The organism is Peribacillus sp. FSL K6-1552 (assembly GCF_038005205.1).
Taxonomy (GTDB): Bacteria; Bacillota; Bacilli; order Bacillales; family DSM-1321; genus Peribacillus; species Peribacillus butanolivorans.
Genome location: NZ_JBBOST010000001.1, coordinates 5540666 through 5563099, shown reverse-complemented (window position 1 = coordinate 5563099; position 22434 = coordinate 5540666). Strand labels below are relative to the sequence as shown.

General features: G+C 37.3%; 10 protein-coding genes. 6 read left to right on the top strand and 4 right to left on the bottom strand.

Annotated elements, in window-relative coordinates:
* The first annotated feature begins 55 nt into the window (after nt 1-55).
* The 3 genes from NST21_RS26685 (at nt 56) to NST21_RS26675 (ending at nt 10470) form a co-directional block, all read left to right on the top strand.
* Nucleotides 56-3352, top strand: a complete 3297-nt coding sequence (locus NST21_RS26685; protein WP_340892233.1) for a 5'-nucleotidase C-terminal domain-containing protein — start codon at nt 56-58, stop codon at nt 3350-3352.
* A gap of 77 nt (nt 3353-3429) precedes the next feature.
* Nucleotides 3430-7968 (top strand): endonuclease, encoded by a 4539-nt coding sequence (locus NST21_RS26680; protein ID WP_340892232.1) that lies wholly within the window; start codon nt 3430-3432, stop codon nt 7966-7968.
* 414 nt (nt 7969-8382) lie between these two features.
* Nucleotides 8383-10470 carry a SpoIID/LytB domain-containing protein gene (locus NST21_RS26675; RefSeq protein WP_340892231.1) on the top strand — a complete coding sequence of 696 codons (2088 nt, stop codon included), beginning with the start codon at nt 8383-8385 and terminating at the stop codon, nt 10468-10470.
* Between the two features lie 315 nt (nt 10471-10785).
* Here NST21_RS26675 and NST21_RS26670 read toward each other — a convergent pair whose 3' ends face one another.
* Nucleotides 10786-12216, bottom strand: a complete 1431-nt coding sequence (locus NST21_RS26670) for an alkaline phosphatase (protein WP_340892229.1) — start codon at nt 12214-12216, stop codon at nt 10786-10788.
* 317 nt (nt 12217-12533) lie between these two features.
* On the opposite strand from NST21_RS26670, the gene secA reads away from it, so the two are divergent.
* From secA to NST21_RS26655, 3 genes are all read left to right on the top strand, one after another.
* A complete protein-coding gene (secA, locus tag NST21_RS26665) occupies nt 12534-14924 on the top strand; it encodes a preprotein translocase subunit SecA (RefSeq protein ID WP_340892228.1) in 2391 nt (796 codons plus the stop codon).
* The gene (locus NST21_RS26660; RefSeq protein ID WP_340892227.1) at nt 14924-15808 is read left to right on the top strand and encodes an accessory Sec system S-layer assembly protein; all 885 of its coding nucleotides are present in this window, start codon (nt 14924-14926) and stop codon (nt 15806-15808) included. Before secA ends, NST21_RS26660 begins: the two co-directional genes overlap by 1 nt.
* Before the next feature lie 327 nt (nt 15809-16135).
* Nucleotides 16136-17935, top strand: a complete 1800-nt coding sequence (locus NST21_RS26655) for an LTA synthase family protein (protein WP_340892225.1) — start codon at nt 16136-16138, stop codon at nt 17933-17935.
* A 74-nt stretch (nt 17936-18009) separates the two neighbouring features.
* On the opposite strand, the gene NST21_RS26650 is transcribed toward NST21_RS26655, so the two are convergent.
* The 3 genes from NST21_RS26650 to NST21_RS26640 all read right to left on the bottom strand — a co-directional run bounded on the left by NST21_RS26650 (nt 18010) and on the right by NST21_RS26640 (nt 22063).
* The gene (locus tag NST21_RS26650) at nt 18010-18936 is read right to left on the bottom strand and encodes an LCP family glycopolymer transferase (RefSeq protein ID WP_340892221.1); all 927 of its coding nucleotides are present in this window, start codon (nt 18934-18936) and stop codon (nt 18010-18012) included.
* A 198-nt stretch (nt 18937-19134) separates the two neighbouring features.
* On the bottom strand, nt 19135-20910 hold the full coding sequence (locus tag NST21_RS26645; protein WP_340892218.1) for a M14 family zinc carboxypeptidase: 1776 nt from the start codon (nt 20908-20910) through the stop codon (nt 19135-19137).
* 103 nt (nt 20911-21013) lie between these two features.
* Nucleotides 21014-22063 (bottom strand): C40 family peptidase, encoded by a 1050-nt coding sequence (locus NST21_RS26640; protein WP_340892216.1) that lies wholly within the window; start codon nt 22061-22063, stop codon nt 21014-21016.
* Nucleotides 22064-22434: the final 371 nt, after the last annotated feature.

Here is a 22434-nt window from a genome sequence, read left to right as displayed (position 1 = left end):
CTCTATTAGTACCTAGAGCACTATTTTAGATATTTGAAGGGAGAACACTTTCTATATGAATAAGAAGAAAGCAATTAAACTAGCAACGGCAACTGCAATTGCCGCATCAGCATTCACTGCTGTTGCACCAATACAATCAGAGGCGTCTACTAGCGTTGCCACTCAAGTTAAAAATGCAAAAGCAGCAATGAAAAAACCATTTAGCACTTACTTCGACGCTAAAAAATTAGCAAATGTGACAACTGTTGAAAAACAAATTAAATCTGCTAAAAAAGAATACACGAATGTGAAGAATTCAATAAAAAATTCAAGCAATAGCAAAGCTAAGAAAGATGCTTATTACAAAGAACTTAAAGGTTACGAAAAATATATTACACGTGCTGAAGGCTATGTAAAAGGCTACAAAGCAGCTGAAAAAGCTAAAAAAACGCTTAAAAGTGATCTTACTAAACTAAATGCTGCTGCGATTGCTCAAAAGCCAACAGATGTAAAGAATAAATACAATGCTCTTGATGCTTCTGTTAAAAAAACAGACAAAAATATTAAAGACACTGTATACGGTGCGAAAATTGAAAAACTTCTTTACGCTCAATTCACAGCAGCTACTAAAACTGCTTTGCAAGGAGAAATCAAAGCTTACTATTACTATGAAAAAGCAGAGTACTGGCTGAATAAAGGAGATACAAAAACAGCAGCGGATAGAATTAAAACTGCTTCGAAAATTAAAGTAGATACTAAAAAAGACTTAGGCAAAGCAATTAAAGTCTATGCAAAAAAAGTTCAAACTAAATATGACCAAGCAACTGACAAAGAAGCACCAAAGTTCACTTACAAAGGTGAAGTTAAATTCGAAGTGGAAATTGGAGAAAATTTCAAGCTTCCTAAAGTAACAGCAGAAGACAAGCTTAATAAAGTGTACGTAACATACAAAATTAAAGGGCCAAAAGGAGCGACTAAAATTGATACTAATGTTGCCGGAGTATACAAAGTAACTTACACAGCAACTGACGCTAAAGGTAACAAAGCAAAAGACTTAGTAATTACAGTTGTAGTTAAAGAAGCTACGGTTAAAGTTGAGAAAGTGAGTGCGATCACTTCTAAAACCTTAGAAGTTAAATTCAACAATGCTGTTGATGATACAAAAGCATTATTTGAGTTGAAAAAGGACGGACGTAAAGTTAACTATTCAAAAGTATCTTTCAGCGAAGACAAGAAAACAGCAACAATCGAACTTACATCTAAAATTACAAAAGGTGAATACGTTGTTAACGTATCTGGTTTAGTTCAAGGCAAAGTAGTTTCTGGTTCAGTTAAAACAGAAGATGAAAAAGTAAAAGGTATCGAAATCCTTTCTGAGAAATCTCCAATTGTAGGTGGGCAAGTTAGCGTTGGATATAAGGTTGTTAACCAATATGGTGAAGATGTAACAAAGTTTGAGACTGTTGAAGTAAGTGTTAAAGGAGCAAAAGAAGTTTCAAACACTGATGGTCAACTCGTATTAACAAAAATTGATGGAGCGAATGACCTGAAAGCAGGAGACCAAATAGACGTAACATTAATTCACAAAGCTACTAAAACTTCGGCAACCAAAACAATTACTGTTACTAATGAGAACTTTGAATTAACAGTCATGCATACAAATGATACACATGCACATTTGGATAATATCGCTAGGCGCATTACAGCTATTAAAGAAGTAAGAAAGGACAACAAAAACTCTTTGCTTTTAGATGCAGGAGATGTCTTTTCTGGAACACTATATTTCAACCAATATACTGGGCAAGCTGATCTTGAGTTCATGAATTTAATTGGATATGATGCAATGACTTTTGGGAACCATGAATTTGATCTTGGTACAGAAAAGTTGGCTGATTTTGTTAAAAATGCAAAATTTCCATTTGTAAGTGCAAATGTTAACTTTTCAAATGATACGTATCTCAAATCTTACTTTAAGGGAGAAAGCACACATACAGCAAAAAGCGGTGAAATATACAGCAGTATCGTGAAGAGTATTGATGGGGAAAAGGTTGGGATTTTCGGTCTTACAACTGCTGAAACAAAAGATATCTCAAGCCCGGGAGCGGGGGTTGAGTTTGAAGAATATCTTGCAAAATCCCAGCAAACCGTTAATAGCTTAGAAGAACAAGGCGTTAATAAAGTCATTGCACTTACCCATCTTGGCTTTAATGATGGCGGTGGAGATAACGATTTGACTCTAGCAGAAAAAGTAAAAGGAATTGATGTAATTGTCGGCGGACATTCCCATGATAAATTAGAAAAACCAACTGTTGTTAATACAGAAGCAGGAGCAGAGCCTACTGTCATTGTTCAGGCTAATGAATATAGCAATTATCTAGGGCAATTGGATGTAGAGTTCGATAAAGATGGAAAAGTTATTGCTAATGATGGTAAGTTAATAGATTTAAATAAACAAAATGCAGATAAATCCTATGTTATTAAAGATGATGAGGAAGCCTTAAATATCCTTAATACTAAATACAAGCCAGCGGTCGACGATATGCAGAAATTTGTAGTGGGCATTGCTGATGTAGACTTAATTGGTGGAAATCCGGCAGCACGTACAGGGGAAACGAATCTGGGTGACTTTATTGCAGACGGAATGCTTGCAAAAGCACAACAATACAAACCAGGTACAGTTATTGCCCTTCAAAATGGAGGCGGCGTTCGTACAACAATTAAGGCTGGAAACATTACATTAGCAAACATTTTTGAGATACTTCCTTTTGGTAACTCATTGGGAGTAATGGATTTAAAAGGTTCAGAGATTAAAGCTGCCCTTGAATTAAGTGTGAAAGATGCTCCTGCTGCATTTGGCGGTTTTCTGCAGGTTTCCGGACTAAGGTTCACATATGACCACACAAAAGCCACCGGGTCTCGCGTGCAAAGTGTGGAAGTTTATAAAGATGGAATGTTTGAAGAATTAAAAGATGATGAAAATTATCAGGTTGCTACGAATATTTTCACTGCTAAAGGCGGTGATGGTTACACAATGTTTGCAAAAGCATACAGCGAAGGACGTGTAAGTGAGCTAGGCTTTGTTGATTGGGAAGTATTGCAAGATTATATCAAAGTACAGAAAGACCAAAAAATTGCCCCAGCTCTTGAAGGACGTATCATCGATGAAGCTAAAACGGAAGTGAAAGCAAGTGAGTTCAATGGTACAGCAGAGGACCCTAAAACTCATAAAGGCAGTATAGTAGTTGATATAACAGGAGTATCTAGTCTCGAAAATGCTTTAATCACAGGAAATCTTCACTTGAAGGGTACTGACGCTGATAAGGTAGTTCTTAAAAATGTAACTGTTCTTGGTAACACATATTTCATAGACTAATAGTTTTATGGAAGGCCTTCTAGCGGCTTTGCTGGAGGCTTTCCTTTGCTAAATATATTAATTATGGAGAGTGTTCAATGAAAAGAAGGAATTGGAAAATAAAGATAAACCTTATTCTAATTTTCACATTGATATTAAGCTTTTTTGCACCAATGAATTCAATCGTTACGAAAGCTGCTGAGCCAATTACTGTTGCAGAGGCGATTACTAATAACTCGGGAACTGCTACTGTGCAGGGGTATATCGTGGGGTATACAACAGGAACAAACAAATATACTAAAGACCCGGCAAAATTTGCAGGAGATACAAATCTAGCGATTGCCGATTCTCCTGACGAAACAGACCCAAGTAAAATAATACCGGTAGAATTGAAAAATAGCGGTACTTATCGGGCTACTTACGGACTAAAGACAAATCCAGGTAATTTGGGTAAGAAGGTGCTTTTCACCGGAACTCTCACAGCTTATTTCTCAGTACCGGGCCTAAAAGATTTATCTGCGGCGAACTTCATAGAAGAAACTTCTCCTAATAAAGTAGAGGCTGTCAAGGCCAGTGTAGCTGCTGGCGGGGTGATAGATGGAACAAAAGTATCGCTCTCCTCAGGTACTGAAAATGCAACCATTTATTATACAATTGATGGTTCAACTCCTACGAGTTCAAGCACTCAATATACAGAATCGATAACTATTACAAAAGACATGACAATTAAAGCAATTGCTTTAGCATCAGGTTTGGATAATAGCGATATAGCATCGTTTGAATATAAAATTATATCACTTAAATCAATAGCCGAAGTAAGAAAAATGACCATTGGTAGTTCAGCCCTTACTTCTGGAGTCGTTACGGCAGTTTTTACATCAGGCACGAATAATACAGTCTATATCCAGGATGACACAGCAGGGATTGTTATTTATGGTTCAGACCTAGCTGTTGAGGCAGGAGATAAAATCAGCGCAAAAGGAACGCTGGCTGATTATAATACACTCCTGGAGTTAAATGTTCAAAAAGCAGATGTAACTATTCTTAAAAAAGAAAGTATTCCTGTTGCAGAAAAATTGACTGCTGCTCAATTTGAAGAGAGCAAGGAAGCTAAGCTTGTAACGGTGAAAGATGTAACAGTTGAGTCTGTTTCAAACGGAACCTTTATTGGAAAGGATGGGGAGGGAGAGTCCCTTACATTACGCCCTCAAGATGCAACGCTTCTTTCAGTCGGTACAACATATGATTCAATAACAGGTGTATTGGGATCATATAAAGGCGTATATCAATTAATTCCAAGAAGTACACTTGATATTATCCAAGATGCAAATAAAGTACAACCTGTAGTTGCAACACCTGGTACAGGATTTATTAAAGCAGGTGAAACTGTCACACTGACTTCAGGAACAGCTGATGCCACAATCTATTATACAACAGACGGACAGGAGCCTACGAAAAGCAGCGCTGTCTATACCAAACCAATTACAATCAATGAAGCTACGACATTAAAAACTTTTGCGGTAAAAAGTGGCTTAACGGATGGTAACATTTCGACTTTTACTTACACTATTTCAAAAGGTGATGTCCGAATTCATGATATTCAAGGAGCTGGACATACTTCTCCATATTTAAATCAAAATGTAACAGATATAGAGGGTATTGTCGTATCCACGATTGATAATAATAATTTCTTTATTCAGGATCAAAAGCCTGATAATGATATAAACACTTCAGAGGGAATTCTTGTTTATAAAAGTGCTAATGGCGTTAAGATTGGCGATGTGGTCAAAGTAAGCGGAACGGTAAAAGAGTATGTGATGGAGGGATATTCCGAAAAAGCAACAACGGATCTTCCTGTAACAGAAATTAGTGCATCCGCTATTACGGTTGAAAAAAATGGACAGGCTTTACCTGACCCAATTGTAATTGGCAAAGACCGTACCCCGCCAACAGGGAAGATTGATAGTGATGGATTGACTGTTTTTAATCCAGCAGTTGACGGGATTGATTTTTACGAAAGTTTAGAGGGAATGCTTGTTCAGCTTGATAGTCCGAAGGTTGTGGCACCACAGGAGTATGGGGAAGTTGTTGTTATTCCTAAGAACATGGAAACTTCTACTTCTGCTGGTGGAGTCAAGTTTACAGAAACAGATACCCACCCAGAAAGAATTCATCTGAAATTTGATAACGATAAATATGTAGCGAAAACGGGTGATAGTTTTAATGGAAGTATTACGGGTGTTGTAAGCTACGGTTATAGTAACTTTAAAGTGTTGACAAGTAAGGATAAGTTACCTGAACTACAAGATGGGGGAACGAAGCGTGAAGTTACTTCTATTGAACCGGATGCGAAGAAGCTGACAGTTGCCTCTTATAATGTGGAGAATTTCTCAACTAAAACTGACAATGAAAAACTAACGAAATTAGCTAAAGCCATTGTACAGAACCTGAAGACGCCAGATATTATCGGTTTAACAGAAATGCAGGATAATGATGGTGAGGCTGATAGTGGTACTACAGATGCGACTGAAAGCTTTAAAAAGCTGGTTGCCAAGATTCAAGGAGAAGGTGGACCAGAGTATCTATTTACTGATATAGCTCCAGAAGATAAGCAAGATGGTGGAGCACCAGGTGGAAATATCCGAGTAGGTTTCTTGTATAAAAAAGGTACTGTTTCGCTTACTGAAGGAACTAAGGGAAAAGCTACAGAGTCGGTCGGCTTTAACGATGGCAAGCTTACATTAAACCCAGGCCGAATCGATCCGACAAATGCAGCATTTGCTTCAAGCAGGAAGCCGTTAGCAGCCCAATTTGAATTCAACGGTGAAAGTGTTATTGTGGTTGCCAATCACTTTAATTCGAAGGGTGGAGATCAGCCTCTATTTGGGAAAAATCAGCCGCCAGAATTAAAAAGTGAAGTTCAACGTCTTAAGATTGCAAGTATTGTTAACAGCTTTGTTAAGGATATTAAATCAAAAGATGCTAATGCAAATGTTGTTTTACTAGGAGATTTCAATGACTTTGAATTTTCTAAGACACTAACTGCATTAAAAGGCAGTGAATTAACAAACATGGTGGAGAAGGTTCCTTTTGAAGAAAGATATTCTTATACGTACCAAGGCAATTCTCAAGTTCTGGATCATATTCTTGTTTCTAATAATATTGCAGCAGAAACTAAGGTGAGTATCGTCCATATAAATTCATCCTTTACAGAAGCTGATGGCCGCGCGAGTGACCATGATCCAGTCCTGATTCAAACAGAATTAAAACCAACACAAACACCACAGCCACAAAAAGTATATGACTTGGTTGGATTCACAACAAAAAAATTGGTTGTTGAAACACCTAATTCATTGGTCAAACTTGATGCGACTTCGAATATCAAAGAAGGAATCTGGCTGAAGACAGATACGACTCTATCTGGTGAAGGTCTGAAGAAAACGAAAATCATAATCAGTCCAATAAAAAAGGAAACTGTCCTTGATTTCTCAGGTGCCGAAGTCAAGGAAGTGTTGATTGATAACAGTAATGTAAAAGAAATCAGGGGAGCAGAAAATGTTCAAAAATGGATTTTTAAAGAAGGTATAGATGTTTCTGGTATAAAATTCTATAATGCAAAAGGAGAAGCGATCGCTTCTCCTTTTATTCCAAAAGAAAATCGTCCTCCAGTAATAATAAAGACTATCGATAATCTCTCCGTGAAAGTTGGAGAAGATGTAAGTATAAACTTAAACAATCATTTTTCAGATCCAGATAGCGATTCTCTTTCTTATTCCACAACAATTGGTACGGTCTCAGGGTCCATACTAACAATTCCAACTAGTACAAAAGGCTCCTATATTGTTGCTGTCACTGCAAGAGACAAATGGGAATTGAAAACAATTGCTACTTTCTCAGTAAACGTTACTGCCGACGATCAGCTTGAACCCTATTATCAAAAAGCTGAAGGTAAGACCGGGTCTGAATTAAAGACGTCATTACATACTATTATTAAGTCACAAACGAAATTGACATACGCAAAGGTTTGGGATGCAATCAAAGATACAGACGAAGATCCTAAAAACCCAAACAATGTCATTTTACTTTACTCTGGTAAGTCTGTGGCAAAGTCGAATAATGGTGGAGGCAACGGTCAATGGAATCGTGAGCATGTTTGGGCAAAATCCCATGGTGATTTTGGTACCAGTGTAGGACCAGGAACAGATATTCATCATTTACGCCCCGAGGATGTTACCGTAAATAGTGTTAGGGGACATCTTGATTTTGATAATGGCGGCAAAAAATATAGTGGATGTGAATGTTATTATGATACTGACTCTTGGGAACCACCTAACAGTGTTAAAGGTGATGTTGCGAGAATGATATTCTATATGGCTGTCCGCTATGAAGGAGATAACGGAGAAATTGATTTAGAGCTGTCAGATACAGTTAATACCTATCCCAAAGCATTGCATGGAAAATTTTCCACTCTATTAGAGTGGAATGAATTAGACCCAGTTGATGATTTTGAACGCCGTCGAAACGATGTGATATATGAAAGATGGCAGCATAATCGCAATCCTTTTGTTGACCACCCTGAGTGGGCAAACGAAATCTGGAAAGCTGAGAAAATACAAGATATTAAAAAAGCAAGCTGATATATTTTTGCACAGCTCATCGTCAATACGGTGAGGTTTTTTTATACGTATGAGCTCAGCGATATTAAATTTTTTTCTCGTTAAGTAAAATCAGTTACTCTCTTATGCATCTCGCTATTCTGTATATTAAAAGAAGCTCCAAATTCTTAGAGATAAAAAGTTAATTAAGTACTCCCCACCTGGGGTGATGATGAATTTTATCAGAAAAATACAGTTTGCTATTCAAATAGATTTGCAGAAAATGAAGAAGCATATTTATGATTGCTATTACACTAAATATCGCAATGTACAATGTCGCAAGAGCCATAGTTGATGTCAAAGTAAATTGTTGTGACTAATAAATGGGTCAATATTAATATAAAAATCTTTTGAATATCAATCTAGAGGTTGGTAAAGAAATGAGGATGAACTAGAATGAGAAGTTTGAAATATCTTTTTATTGCTTTCTTTATCATTTTTTCTACATTACCTGCACATGAAGCAGAGGCAGCCGAAGAGTATACATCGATGAAAGTGAAACTGGAAAATTTCTTAGGAAACCAAACAAGTGTTACACTAACGGCAACAGGGGACTATCAAACTTCTGATAAAGAGGTATTTATCAAGGCAGGTGAAGAGCTGACTGTGAAAGAAGAGTCAGGAAAACTCGTGGTGTACAAAAACTCCCAGAAGAAAGGGTTATTCTCTTCCATTATGGTAACTCCTGTTAAACAAGATTCTTTACTTTCCATCAATAACCGTCCGTATCCCGGTTCTTTGGAATTTACAGTTGAAGGCAAGTATATTCGACCTATCAATCATGTTTATATTGAAGATTATCTAAAGGGCGTGGTTCCAAGGGAAATGCCGGCATTATGGCATATTGAGGCCGTAAAAGCACAGGCAATTGCGGCCCGTACTTATGCACTTCGCTATCAATCTACGGTAATTAATGATACGGTTTCTTACCAGGTATATGGAGGGGCTGAGGGTCACTCCCACTCTAGTTTAGCCGTGGAACAGACAACGGGTATGGTAATCAAGCATGATGGGAAATTAATCGAAGCACTCTTTTCTTCGAGCAATGGCGGGATGACTGAATTAAATTCTAATGTTTGGACAAGTGGAGAGCCTCTTGCTTATTTGTCTATTAAAGAAGATTCATATGACCCAAAATTAAAGTGGATGATAGCTCTGGATAAAAAGCAAATCGATTTAACGAATCTCGATGTATCAAATCCGGAAGATTGGTGGACAAGCGTACAAGAAAAGGACAAAACGATTATTCCTAATCTGAAGACTTGGCTTCAAAGTAATGGCTATGCAAAAAAGGAAATAAAAATAACGGAAATTCCTGTTCTAACCTTAACGGATAAAACATCTGGAGGCAGGGTTACAAAAGGCTCGATCGAGCTGAACTTTTATGTGAAGGATCTTACCGATGATAAGGGGAAATTAGTACAGCAAAATGTCACCCTTACGAATGTCGCGGCTTCAAAAATCCGGGCCATGGTGGGACTGGGTAATATGAAGAGTTATCTAGTTGATAATTCAACATCAACGGATCCAGCCAAGATTAAAATTGATGGATTTGGATACGGCCATGGAGTTGGACTAAGTCAGTATGGAGCAAAACACAGAGCAGAAGCGGGTCAAACATATCAGGGGATTTTAGAATTTTATTATCCGAACACAAGTATAGTGAGGGAATATAGTAACGCTGCGGCTGGATCTGAAACTGATCCTGTTGTGAATAAAGATATAACGGCACCGAGAATAACGAGCGTGAAGGCTAAGGAAGATTATCTAAATAGTAAGGTCAACTTCACGTATGCTATTGATGAAGATGCTACCGTATCCCTCACGATTAAAGATAAAAATAGCAAGGTGATAGCCACCCCAATTAGTAGGGAATCTATGAAAAAGGGAAGTCAGGTGGCTGCCTGGAACACGAAATCCGTAAGTAATGGAAACTACACAGCGGAAATTACCGCAACTGATAGAGACGGAAATAAAGGTACTGTAACACAAGCGTTTAAAGTAAATAAGGATATAACGGCACCGAATATCACGAGTATTGATACATCAGGAAATTACAGTACAGAAAAAGCAAGCATTACGTATACCATAAGCGAAGCAGCTAAAGTTACGGTGCAAGTCAAGAACAGTAAAGGTAAAGTGATAGCCACCCCGACCGATACGAAATCGCTGAAGAAAGGTAGTCAATCAGCTACCTGGAACTTTAAAAATGTGTCCAACGGTACGTATACAGTGACGATCACTGCCAAGGATGCAAGTAATAATCAAAGAACGGTTTCAAAGAAAATCTCTATCAAGAAGACAACCGGAAAAGTGACGGCTAGCGTACTTAATATTAGAGAGAAAACAAATACATCTTCTAAAATCGTCGGAAAGCTAAAGAAAAACCAAACTGTGACGATTCTGGCCCAACAAGGAGATTGGTATAAAATAAAGAATGGAAGCCAAATCGGGTATGTTTCAAAAAAATATGTGAAAAAGTAACTACTTAAGACGCCATATTTAAACTATATGGCGTCTTTTTGAATAATGGTTTTATAGTAGCGGATTCGAGGGATCTTAGCCAGTAGAGCGACAAATCTGACATTCAAAAAATTTACCTTTCAAAAAGTGGGTCGAAACATTCAATTTAAGGTCTGGAAAAAATCTGGACTAGGTTCTTAACGCAATATAAACAGGATCTAACGAATAATGTTGCGATAGGCACACCAGAAATATATATCCGCAGAATTTCTCTTGAATTCCGAAAAAATCTATCTTTTGACACAGTAGAATATCTGAAAAAAAGGATGAATAAATTCATTCCTCTTTTGTTTGATGCTGGCCAGGTGTAAATGGTACCCGGGCGGCTTTTGTGATGATTTGCGATATATCTATATTATCAATGACTCCATCAAAGGCTTCACTGCCTGGGCCCGTTGCAAAAACAGGAATCATATTGGCGGTATGTCCTCCTGTGGAACTGGCTGCCCGTACGCTGCGGTCAGCTACTCCGGCTTTATAATAGTTGGCAATTGTGCTTCCGATTTCCCAATCTATTTGATGCTGTGGATAGACAAGGGTTCTATTCTTTCTTACGTTATCAATGAATTGATGGACCTCTTTATTTGTAAGAGATATATGAGCATACTTTTTAAATACGGAATCGACACTTTCGGGATTGATTTCATTATTTTTATCGAAAGTAAGTTGCTTGGACATATATTCAGAAGAAACGTTGATCCTTTTCAATGCATTGATATCCATTGTTTCAGAAGCAGAGGTCCCCATTGTTTCATGGTCTGCAAGCACTACAATCAGGGTATCATTTCTGTTCTTAGCCCAGCCTACAACCTCTTTTACGGTCTGATCAAATTCGATTGTTTCCTTCCATATCCCAGTGATATCCGCAGCATGCTCCGTATGGTCAATTCGTGCACCTTCAGTCATTAAAAAGAATCCATTATCACCCTTAGACAAAATTTCGATTGCTTTGGTTGTCATTTCGGGTAGTGATGGCTCCTGTGAATGAAATTCTTCTTTATCAAGCTTGAAATTCATATAAGTAGGGTGAAACAGTCCCAGAAGTTTTTCTGATTTTTGAACCGAGTCAAGTTCTTGCTTATTAGCCGTAACCCTATAGCCAGCTTCTTTAAATTTAGCGACTAAATCTACACCATTTTGCTTATCCGCTCCGAAATAACTGGCTCCACCGCCAAGAATAACATCGATACGATTATCAAAGAGTTGTCTCGCGATATGTGCGCCACCTGTCCAGCGGTTTGATACACTGGCACCAAAAGCAGCAGGGGTGGCATCGACAACCATATTGGTTGAGATAATCCCGACTTTTTTTCCGCTCATTTGAAAGGCATCCAGTACACTGTCTACTTCAGAACCATTTGAATCTACACCGATTGATTCATTGTTGGTTTTGACACCTGTGGCAATCGCTGAACCCCCAGCAGCCGAGTCAGTGACAAAATTATTAGCGGAATAGGTACGCATCAGAGCGACATGCTCTAACTTTTCCAAATGTAAAATTCCTGTTTTTCCATATTCAAATTGCCTGGCAATGTCTATTGCACCCAACCCCATGCCATCACCAATTAACAAAATGACATTTTTCGGAGTGTTTTGCGATTCTGCCTGAATAGGAGATGTTAAGCCAATAAGGCAGAAGAGAACGAGTAGTCCAAATTGATAAGGTCGTCTAGGTTTATGAATGAATTTTCTAGTTGTCTTATTCATATGTAATCCTCCATTTGGTGTAAGTCCTTCTATTATTTGTTGAAATCCATAAAAAAACTCTTCCTTAATATCAGGAAGGGTTTAATCTTATATGTGGATATATCTGCATGATTTGCATTTCGTCCAGATTTGAACCAGATTACAGCCTGGGATAAAGCAGCGGAAATTCCTGTTACGAGGGTCTTACAAAAATTGAAAAAATCCTTTCACACTGCTATTTGCTATGGATAGGTAATTATTGATAAAAGTTCAATATATACCTATATATGATATAATTTCACTAGTTGTACAATTGATATTATAGGAGAGAAAATCCTATGTTAACTAGTATGAAGAAGATATTTAATGAGAGTTCTAAAGACTTAAAAAGAATTTATAAGCTTGTAGATAATGTGAATCAATTAGAGATTAAATATAAAAAATATTCAGATAATGAATTGAGAGGCATGAAGGATACATTTAAAAGTCTCCTTGCTTCTGGTAAAACCTTGATGGATATACAAGTTGATGCCTTTGCTGTGGTGCGGGAAGCAACCAGACGTGTATTGGGACTTCGGCACTATGATGTTCAGCTTATAGGAGGTTTTGTCTTAAATGAGGGAGCCATAGCTCAAATGAACACAGGTGAGGGAAAAACACTTGTTGCAGCCTTACCTAGCTATTTACACTCATTGGAAGGAAAAGGTGTTCATATTATCACGGCGAATGAGTATCTGGCATGTAGAGATAGAGAATTAATGGGCCAGGTTCATGAATTTCTTGGCTTGTCGGTTGGCTTGAATATTTCTAAAATGCAGCCTTCAGCAAAGCGTGAAGCCTATGCAGCAGATATTACATATGGAACGGGAACGGAATTTGGTTTTGATTACCTGCGTGATAATATGGTTTTTCGAAAAGAGGAAAAGGTGCAAAAGGGCCACCAATTTGCGGTTGTCGATGAAATTGATAGCATCTTGATTGATGAAGCAAGAACGCCTTTAATCATTGCTGGAAAATCAAGTGATGGGGCAGAGCTTTTTCATATTACAGCACAGATCATGAAGACATTAAGTGAGGATGAAGATTATGAGATTTCTAACGAATCGAAAGCGACCTTTTTAACAGATCAAGGTGCGGCCAGGATTGAAAAAGCATTTGGAGTCAATAATTTGTATGACTTAGAGCATCAGGAGTTATTGCATAATGTGTCACAGGCACTTAAAGCTCATGCCATTATGAAATTAGATGTGGACTATATCGTCAAGGTTGGAGAGATTTCTTTGATCGATAAATTCACAGGCAGAGTGATGGAAGGACGTAGTTTTAGTGAAGGGCTTCAGCAGGCAATTGAAGCAAAAGAAGGCTTGGAAATTTCCGAAGAGAACGAAACACAGGCTACAATTACCATCCAAAATTATTTCCGTTTATATAACTCGCTTTCAGGGATGACTGGAAGTGCTATGCCTTCAAAGTCAGAATTTTGGGAAACATATCAGCTGCCTGTTATTGAAATTCCAACGAATAAGCCTATTCAGCGTTGTGATGAACCGGATTTAATTTTTAAAGATGAAATAAGTAAAATCAATAAAATTGTTTCGGAAGTAAAACGCATTCATGGAGAAGGAAGGCCAATTCTAATAGGTACGACTTCCATTGAAAAATCGGAAGCACTGTCCGTTCATTTAGAGAGGGAAAGAATTCAACATCAGATCCTTAATGCAAAAACGGAAGAAGGCGAAGCAGGAATTATCGCCAACGCCGGGAAAAAAAATCAAGTTATGCTTGCTACGAACATGGCTGGAAGAGGAACGGATATTTTACTTGATGAAGAAGTTAAGGGATTAGGTGGTCTTCATATTATCGGAACGGAGCGTCACGAAAGCAATCGGATTGATATGCAGCTCCGTGGACGGTCCGGACGACAAGGGGACCCAGGCTCTACACAATTTATCATTTCCCTGGAAGATGAATTGTTTGATTACTATGATGAAGAAGAAATTGAACGATATATGAAGAAAGTCAAAACGGATGTAAATGGTATGGTGGTAGGTCCCGCTCCAGAAAAATTTGTAAAAAAGGTGCAGGAAACGATTCAGCATATGTATCAATCAAGCCGTAACCACTTATTGAAATTAGAACATGCATTAAATGAGCAAAGTAAAATTATTTATTCGATGAGAGATAGAATCTTGAATCTCAATCCTGACCAAATGTTCACCATTATTTTTGAATATATTGAGAAATACATCCGTCAACTCGTTTTGAAATATTATCCTGAATATATGGACCAACCAAATTTAAAGGCTTTTATTGAAGAGCTCTCCCTTGTATTTTTTGCATTAGATTGGCAGGAAATTGACGTGCAAAATTTAGATGGGTCTAAAGTGAAAGCTAAAGCACTGGCTGCATTTGACGAGATAAAACCCATGATCTTAACATTTCAGGACAATGTTGATTGGGTAAGCCAGCTTCGCGCCTTTATGCTACAACAAATAGATATGAACTGGATAAGCCATTTAGGTGAAATGAATAGAGCGAAGGAAGGCATTGGTTTAAATGCCTACGGTCAACAGGACCCTTATATGTTGTTTGAAAAAGAAGCACTTGATCAATTTGAACAGCTATTAGTCGAAATTGAGTCAGGCATCAGTACAAACTTTATGGAATTTTATAAAAACCAATTGGATGATGAAGAGGAAGAACTTGATGAAAAGGAGGATGAGAAGTAATGGGCCTATTTGGAAGAGGTGAGAAGATAAAAGAAGCATTGCAGAGTAACACGGTAACAATGGAAGATTCCGTATCAACTGTTGATGCTGCAATTAATACTTCCTTGGTTTTTCATGAGGAAGCGGATTTTTCCAAACAGGAAAGATATGTACTTCAGTTTCATCATCAACAGTTGTCTTTGTTAAAACCGAATCAAATTTCTATCTCAGAAGTTCGGTTATCAAGGTTTGAAGAAGATGTAATAATTATGGCTTTTATTCGTAATACATTAGATAAGGCTGTAAGCTTTGAATTAGTGGATTTATTGTTGCTGGATGAAAATGGACAAGTTCTGGCGAAGAAGTCCTTCGATTTGACGGAAATGGGAGAAATACCAGCCCTTTCATGTATGCCGTGGAGCTTTATGTTTGAAGAGGAAGATATTCTAGTGGAGTCGATACCAGACAAAGGTTGGAAGATAGCATTTGAACTAAAGAATCAGGAATCTATGGAGCATGCATTGGATTTGGCACCGATCTGGATAGAACAGCTTTCCGAAGCTCAACGAGAGAATTTACAGCGGCTTGTTGCCGGACTGCCAAAGATCAATCAAGGTGAAGTTAATTTTATGGGACTAGAAGCTACTTTGAAAGAAAATAATCAATTAGCAGTCACCGTTTTGGTTCGTAATGGCAGTGATAAACAGATTAAAATTGAAAAACTACCATTGATTGTAGAGGATGGAGATGGAGATCAGGTTTGCCAAGGTGGATTTTCTCTTGAAGACTTTGAAGTGAAGGCGAATACAAGCAAGCCATGGACGTTTATTTTTCCGGGTGAACTAGTAACAAAGAAAAATCCCGATTTGACAAGTTGGAAAGTATACCCACCAAGTTCTAAATAGTGAAGTTGAAAAGCCCTCATCTGTGATGAGGGCTTTTTGTGTATGAGAAATAAAGTCATTATTATTTTTTGAGTTTATTAATTATCGGACTAGGAGTTATTTATTGGGGTCAAGAAAAAAACAGGATATTTTTTGACTTTGATTTCCATCAATCTTTACTATAGTACAATAATTAAATGGTAAAGAAGATGGGTTACTTACTTTTCGATAAATTGAAAATCAAGATTTGATTTCATAATATTCTAACTATATCACGTGTGTATTTTCTCATAAATGGTAACGATAAGTAATATCTATAAGTAATCTTATGTAAGCGGGCTTCTTAATGTGCTTGGAAATAATGATGAGGAAAGTGGCGGTAGCATGAAGCATAACAACCGGCGATTGAAGGAGAGACTATTGGAGGTCTTATCTATATCCATCGTGGTCATACTTTTTATTTATACGAATGAAAAGATGGATAATAATCTTTCTATCGGTATATTTACGATTATTCTCGGTGTCGCTGGATTTTTGGTCTATCTTAAGGAATGGATAACGAATAGATTCATAAAGGGTACTATTTTTACAGTCTTTCTTCTTATAATTATGGCCTTTTTTCTTGGTGATATATGGTTTTACCGTTACTATTCAACACCTATCACTTCCTATATGTGGATGCAAAAAAGCAATCTAAATGGGCTTGGTGAAAGCATATTCAGTATGGTGGAAGTGAAGGACGCTGTCTTTCTACTGGTGGGCGTTCCAATTGCTGAATCATTTGTAAAGAAAAAATACCCGCTCAAAGCTATGGCACTTGTACCGGCTGTATTATTTCTGATGATAGCGGGGCTGAAGCCAGTAAAAAATATTTTTATCGATCAGGTGGATATAACTCGACGTTATGAGGCGAATACCTTTTTGCGAAGTTGGGGTCCAATTGGTCATCATGTATTGGATACGTATGCCTTCTTTGTTGATTCGGGAAAGAATGAAATGTCTCCAGAAGAAAAGAGAACCGTTTCTAATTACTTCGATAAAAAGAACAAGCAGGATAGTACATATTCTGGCTCATTAGCAGGTAAGAATGTCATCATCATCCAAGTAGAATCATTACAGGCCTTTCCGTTATTCCAAAAGAGTTCAGGACAAGAAGTCACGCCATTTATGAATAAACTAGCAAAAGACGGTTTATTCTTCCCGCATGTATATCCACAGACGGTATTTGGAAACTCATCAGACGGTGAGTTGATTGTGAATACTGGGTTATATCCTTTAAAGCAAGGGGCGACCTTTTTCCGATTTCCTTACAACGATTTTCCGAGTCTTGCTAAAGAATTAAAGAAGATAGATTACCAAAGCTATGCTTTCCATGGTGATGAAGAAAACTTTTGGAACCGGCAGCATGCATATCCTGCTCTAGGTTTTGATGGCTATATCTCCATTGAGGATATGCAGCAGGATGAGATTATATCGATGGGCTTGAGCGATCGTAGTTTTTTTAAACAAGGCTATGATTATTTAAAAGATAAACAAAATCCCTATTACGCTTTTTTCGTGACATTGACGAGTCATGTACCATTTTCGCTACCAGCGGATCAGATAACATTGAAACCTGAAGTAGGAAAAGAGGGAAGCTACCTTACGAAATATTATGAAGCGTTATATTATACAGACTCGGCCATAGAGGAATTTGTAAAGAATTTGAAGGAAAATGGAAAATTGAAGGACAGCGTGATTGTTATTTACGGAGATCATGATGGCCTATTTGTAAAAGATAAACATGAAGTTGAAGGGTACTACGGAATTAAAATTAGCGATGAAGAATGGATTGAAAAGTATATGCCCATTCCAGTGATTATTTATCAGGAGGATATTCAAGGGCGTACGATTGATAAGGTGGCCGGGCAAATCGATATTTTACCAACATTATATGATTTGCTTGGCATTCAAAGCTCTTCTTTCTTTGGAGAGACCATGCTTAATGGTGAAGAGGGAGAAGCTCTGATATTAAAAGGGGATTATGGTGCCCAAATGAAAATAAATGGAAAGGGGAGAGTAGAAGAGTTTTTACCGGAAGACCAAAAAGAAGTGGATATGAGTGACCAAGTTATCCGTTCCGATTATTTTAATCAAACGATTGATTAATAAAGTAAACCTTGATTTAAATCGTTTTTTGATATCAGAAAAAGAGGATGACTAATAATAGCCATCCTCTTTCTTTATAATCCAAGATGTGCTTTCACACGGTTTTGGGCTTCAAGTTTTGTTTCCTCGGAAACAATGTTATACCAAACTCCATCGACTTTTTGATTTTCACCTTCAAGTGTATATTGTTCAATCTTTTTAAGTGAAGATTTGTAGTTTTTTTGAATACTTAACATTTCATTGAAACTTAAATTGGTTTCAACGTTCTTACCAAGGGCTTCAAATATATCGTCATAATTGGTAAGTGTGGATAGGCTTGATCCTTTTTTCATGACGGCTTGTATAACTTGACGCTGCCTCATTTGGCGACCATAATCACCGCGAGGATCTTCTTTACGGATTCGGGAATAAATTAAAGCCTCTTTACCATCCAAGTCTATAGTGCCTTTTTTAAAGCTATATCCTTTATAGGCAAGGTCCATATCATTATCTACCGTGACGCCACCCACAGCATTTACAATATCCTGAAAGCCTTCCATATTCATTTTGACGTAATAATCAATCGGAATATCTAAATAGGCTTCCACTGTGTTTATCGACATATTCACGCCACCATATGCATAGGCATGGTTCATTTTATCATTCGTACCTTTACCGATTATTTCTGTACGTGTATCACGGGGCAAACTCAATAATTCGATGGATTCTTGTTTAGGGTTAATGGTCATAACAATCATCGTATCTGAACGGCCTTTGTCATTTTTTCTTTCATCTACTCCAAGTATAAGCAGTGAAAAAGGGTCCTGACTTTTAAATTTGATATCATCTACACGTTTGTCCGTTTTATGCGCCGCACCCTGCATAGTATGAATCGCACCTGCCAAGGATTGATAAACAGAGGCCGCATAAGCGCCACCACCGATGAAAAGGATAAGAAGGGTAAACCCTATTATTTTAAACGTTTTTCGTTTCTTTTTCTTTTTTTTATGTTCGGATCTCATATTAATTCCTCCCTGAACCATTCCACTAAAATGGAAAAGTATGAAAAAGTACCTAGTTGGTATGTTTAACTATACCTGTTTTTTGTTAAGAATAGAATAGTTTCTTTTTGTACTTACAGTGTATTTTTACCTATTTCCATTCAAAAAATCGAAGGAGTCCTAGTAACAAGATTCCTTCGATTTCCTGTTAGTGGAATATTAGTGGGCGGCTGAGTCGCCCTCTATAGCTTCAGGAGCTGTATCTGAATCTCCTGGTTCTCCTGGTTCTTCAATTGGTGGTTCAGGTTGTACAGGCTCTTCTGGTTCTAGTTGCAGAAGCTCATCTTTAATGGCTTGCAGCATGTTCGACAATTGAATCTCTGTGTTTTTGTAAGAGTAAGTAGAAAATAATTTTCCGTAATTTGAAATATTAGCTTTAACTTCATTGTATTTTCCATTTTTTAAATCATTTTCCATTTTTAATAATAGTTCATATCTGGCTAAGTCATAGCCGATGTTTTTCTTGCTAGTTTTAGCCGGGGTGACATATTTGGCAGTGGCAAGTTTTTGGACTTCTTTACTGTACATTTTCTTGATTTTACTTTCAACTATTGTTATCTGACTTATCAAATTATTATAGAGAGTAAGCGTTGTATCGTTTAAAGTTCCTGCAGTTAAATAACCGGTAAGCTTCTTGTTAGCTGAGACGAGATTGTCTCCTGCCTTAATTCCATTCATGTAGGCAAGGGAGTAATCACGATAGGTTTTGGTCGTTTTTAATGCCGCATTTGGTTTTGTCCGATATTTCGCTGGAAGCTTGGCAATTGCTTTCTCTTGTTTTTTTATTTCTTCAACCGTTTTGACATACAGTGTCTTATGGGTGCTCGTAACCGTCAATTTGTTTTGAGAGTAATAGTTTTTCAACTTAGCAGCTGTATTATTATACGTTTTAATATTCTTCGTTACTTTATCACTGGCTGCAGTATTGCGAGTATCAAATAGCTTGTAGCCTTCTTGTGCTGTATATAGACCAATGCTTGCGTTTTGACTCCAAATTTTAGAATAATTTTTAAGAGGTACATTAGTTTCCCCAACAGCTGGAGAAACTTCAATGGTGAAGGCTGGTTTCTTTTCTACTTTATTAAACCAATCACCGAAACCGCCTCCGGTCGATCTTGGTTTAACAAGGCTGTAGCCGGTTATTTTACTTAATTTACTGGCATACTTATAATCCTGAGTATAGCGGCTCCCTGTTTGCTGATACTTCCAGAAAATAATTTGCCCGCTTGAATGGTAGGAAATCGTCATTTCTGGATCGATTTTTTCAACAAATGAAAGTACGGCTTTAGTTTCGGACGCTGTCGCCACTTTAGCGCCCTTGTAATTTTTATATGAGGGTGCTTTAGGGCTTTCGAGATTCTTCCAATTTGCATCATATTGTCTGTTTAAATCTACTCCCTTTGCATTTGCTTTCCAACGTTTAAAGTTTTTGCTGCCATTATTCATTTTAATGATCTTTGAATGGTCTTTTGCAGGGAAGTATTTCAGACCAAATTGTTGTAAGGTTACTCCATCCGGATTGACCATTGGTATAAACCAAATGGTTGTATTATTGAGGAGCTTTTTGACATCATAGCCGTTGATTTTGGTGCCGCTTTTATAGGCAGCTGAATATTTGTCTATCATATTCATCGTGAGATTGGTAGTAATCCATTCACGGGCATGGTGAGATCCGTTAATGAAAACAGTAGAATCCCCTTTTCCAAGAGAAACAGCATATATATTCCGCCCGTATTCAGATTTTCCAATAACTTCTTTTTTGATGAAACCGGGATAAGCTTGTTCGAGCTTCTTAATATCGTTTAGCATCTTAGCGGTAGAGTATGTTTGATTCGGATTTACAATCGATGATTGTGCAAAAGTAGATTCTGTGAAAAGTGATAAAGACCCGCAGAGGATGACGAAAGAAAATAAAAATATACGAAATATTAACATGCTGCGCCCCATTTCAAGATAATAATAACCATAGATTAATATAGAAAATACATATTTTTGCATAAAATTACCAGACCCTTAAAATGGAGTCTGGTAAAAAACACTATAAACTTCTATAACCAATGATTCTACTTTTGAAGTAAGAGTTTGAAACGGAATTGATTTCTATTCCCTTACTTGAAGAGGCATGAATGAACTGTCCATCTCCTAGGTAAATACCCATATGACTAACGACCGCTCTATTCGAACCAGTTGCAAAAAAGATAAGATCACCAGACTTCGGTGAAGTAACTTTTTTTCCCATATCATAATAAGTGGAAGAGGAAAGCCTCGAAACTTTATAACCAGCTTTTTTAAACGTATAGTAAATAAATCCGCTGCAGTCGAAACCTGAGGGGGAAGCGCCAGCCCACGAATAAGGGGAACCAATTAATTTTTTTGCTTCAGAAACGAGTGTGTCTACCTTATTACCGGAATGTGGTGTATCTACTTTTTCATTGCTTTGATCTGTAGAGTCTGAATTGGCTGATTTAATTAGTTTTAGTTTCTGGCCTATTCTGATTAAATCGGAATTTAACGAGTTTATTGATTTAAGTTCAGCGACAGTTAAGTTAGTCTTGTTGGAAATTTTTGAGAGTGTGTCACCTTTTACCACAACGTATGTACCCGAAAGTTTTGGGGGCGATGTAACATTTGATGGTTTGGAACTGCTAGGTAAATCAATAGTAGTTGTAGTAGTGGAACTAGATACGATAAGTTTAGCACCTGCATAAATTCTATCGGATTTTAGGTTATTTAACTTCTTTAACTCAGCAAGTGTAAGGTTATGTTTGTTTGCTATTCTAGTTAAAGTATCTCCAGAGACAATGGTATAAGTGGTTTTCTTTGTTTTTTCTACGGAAACTGAAGCAGACTTTGCTGTTGTGGTTGTTGTTGTTTTGGAGTTGGGTGTAATTAATTTTTGATTAATCTTCAAAAGGTCTGTTTTTAAGTTATTAAGAAGTTTTAAGTCTTTCACCGTAGTATTATGTTTTTGAGCGATCTTGCTTAAGGTATCGCCGCTTTTAACTGTATAGGTACTGGCAAGGGCAGGAGAAACAAACGTCGATGATAGAATAGCTAATGTCGAAAATGCGACAACACTCTTTTTCACGGTTTTCCACCTCAAATATGTCTTTTTCCCTATTCTATCAAATGAAATGGTGAAAATTATATTACATTTTTGTTACAAGGGGAAGATAGTAGTATTTTACTGGTTTATACTGGTGGGGTTTGAGTATTGTAATCTACAATATTTTCTATTTTATGAGTCTTTTTTCACATTTTGCAGATAATGAAGATTTGTGCGTATATGATGTTTTACATTATAAATAAAAACGAAAAAAGGGTTCCTGGACGGTATCCTTTTTTTCGTTTATTGGAAGAAGCGACATACCAAATGGCGGTTGATCCTGAAATTTGGATTTTATACCAATTGAACAAATTGGCAGAATTATTTTTTTCTATAGAACTCGCTACAACCAT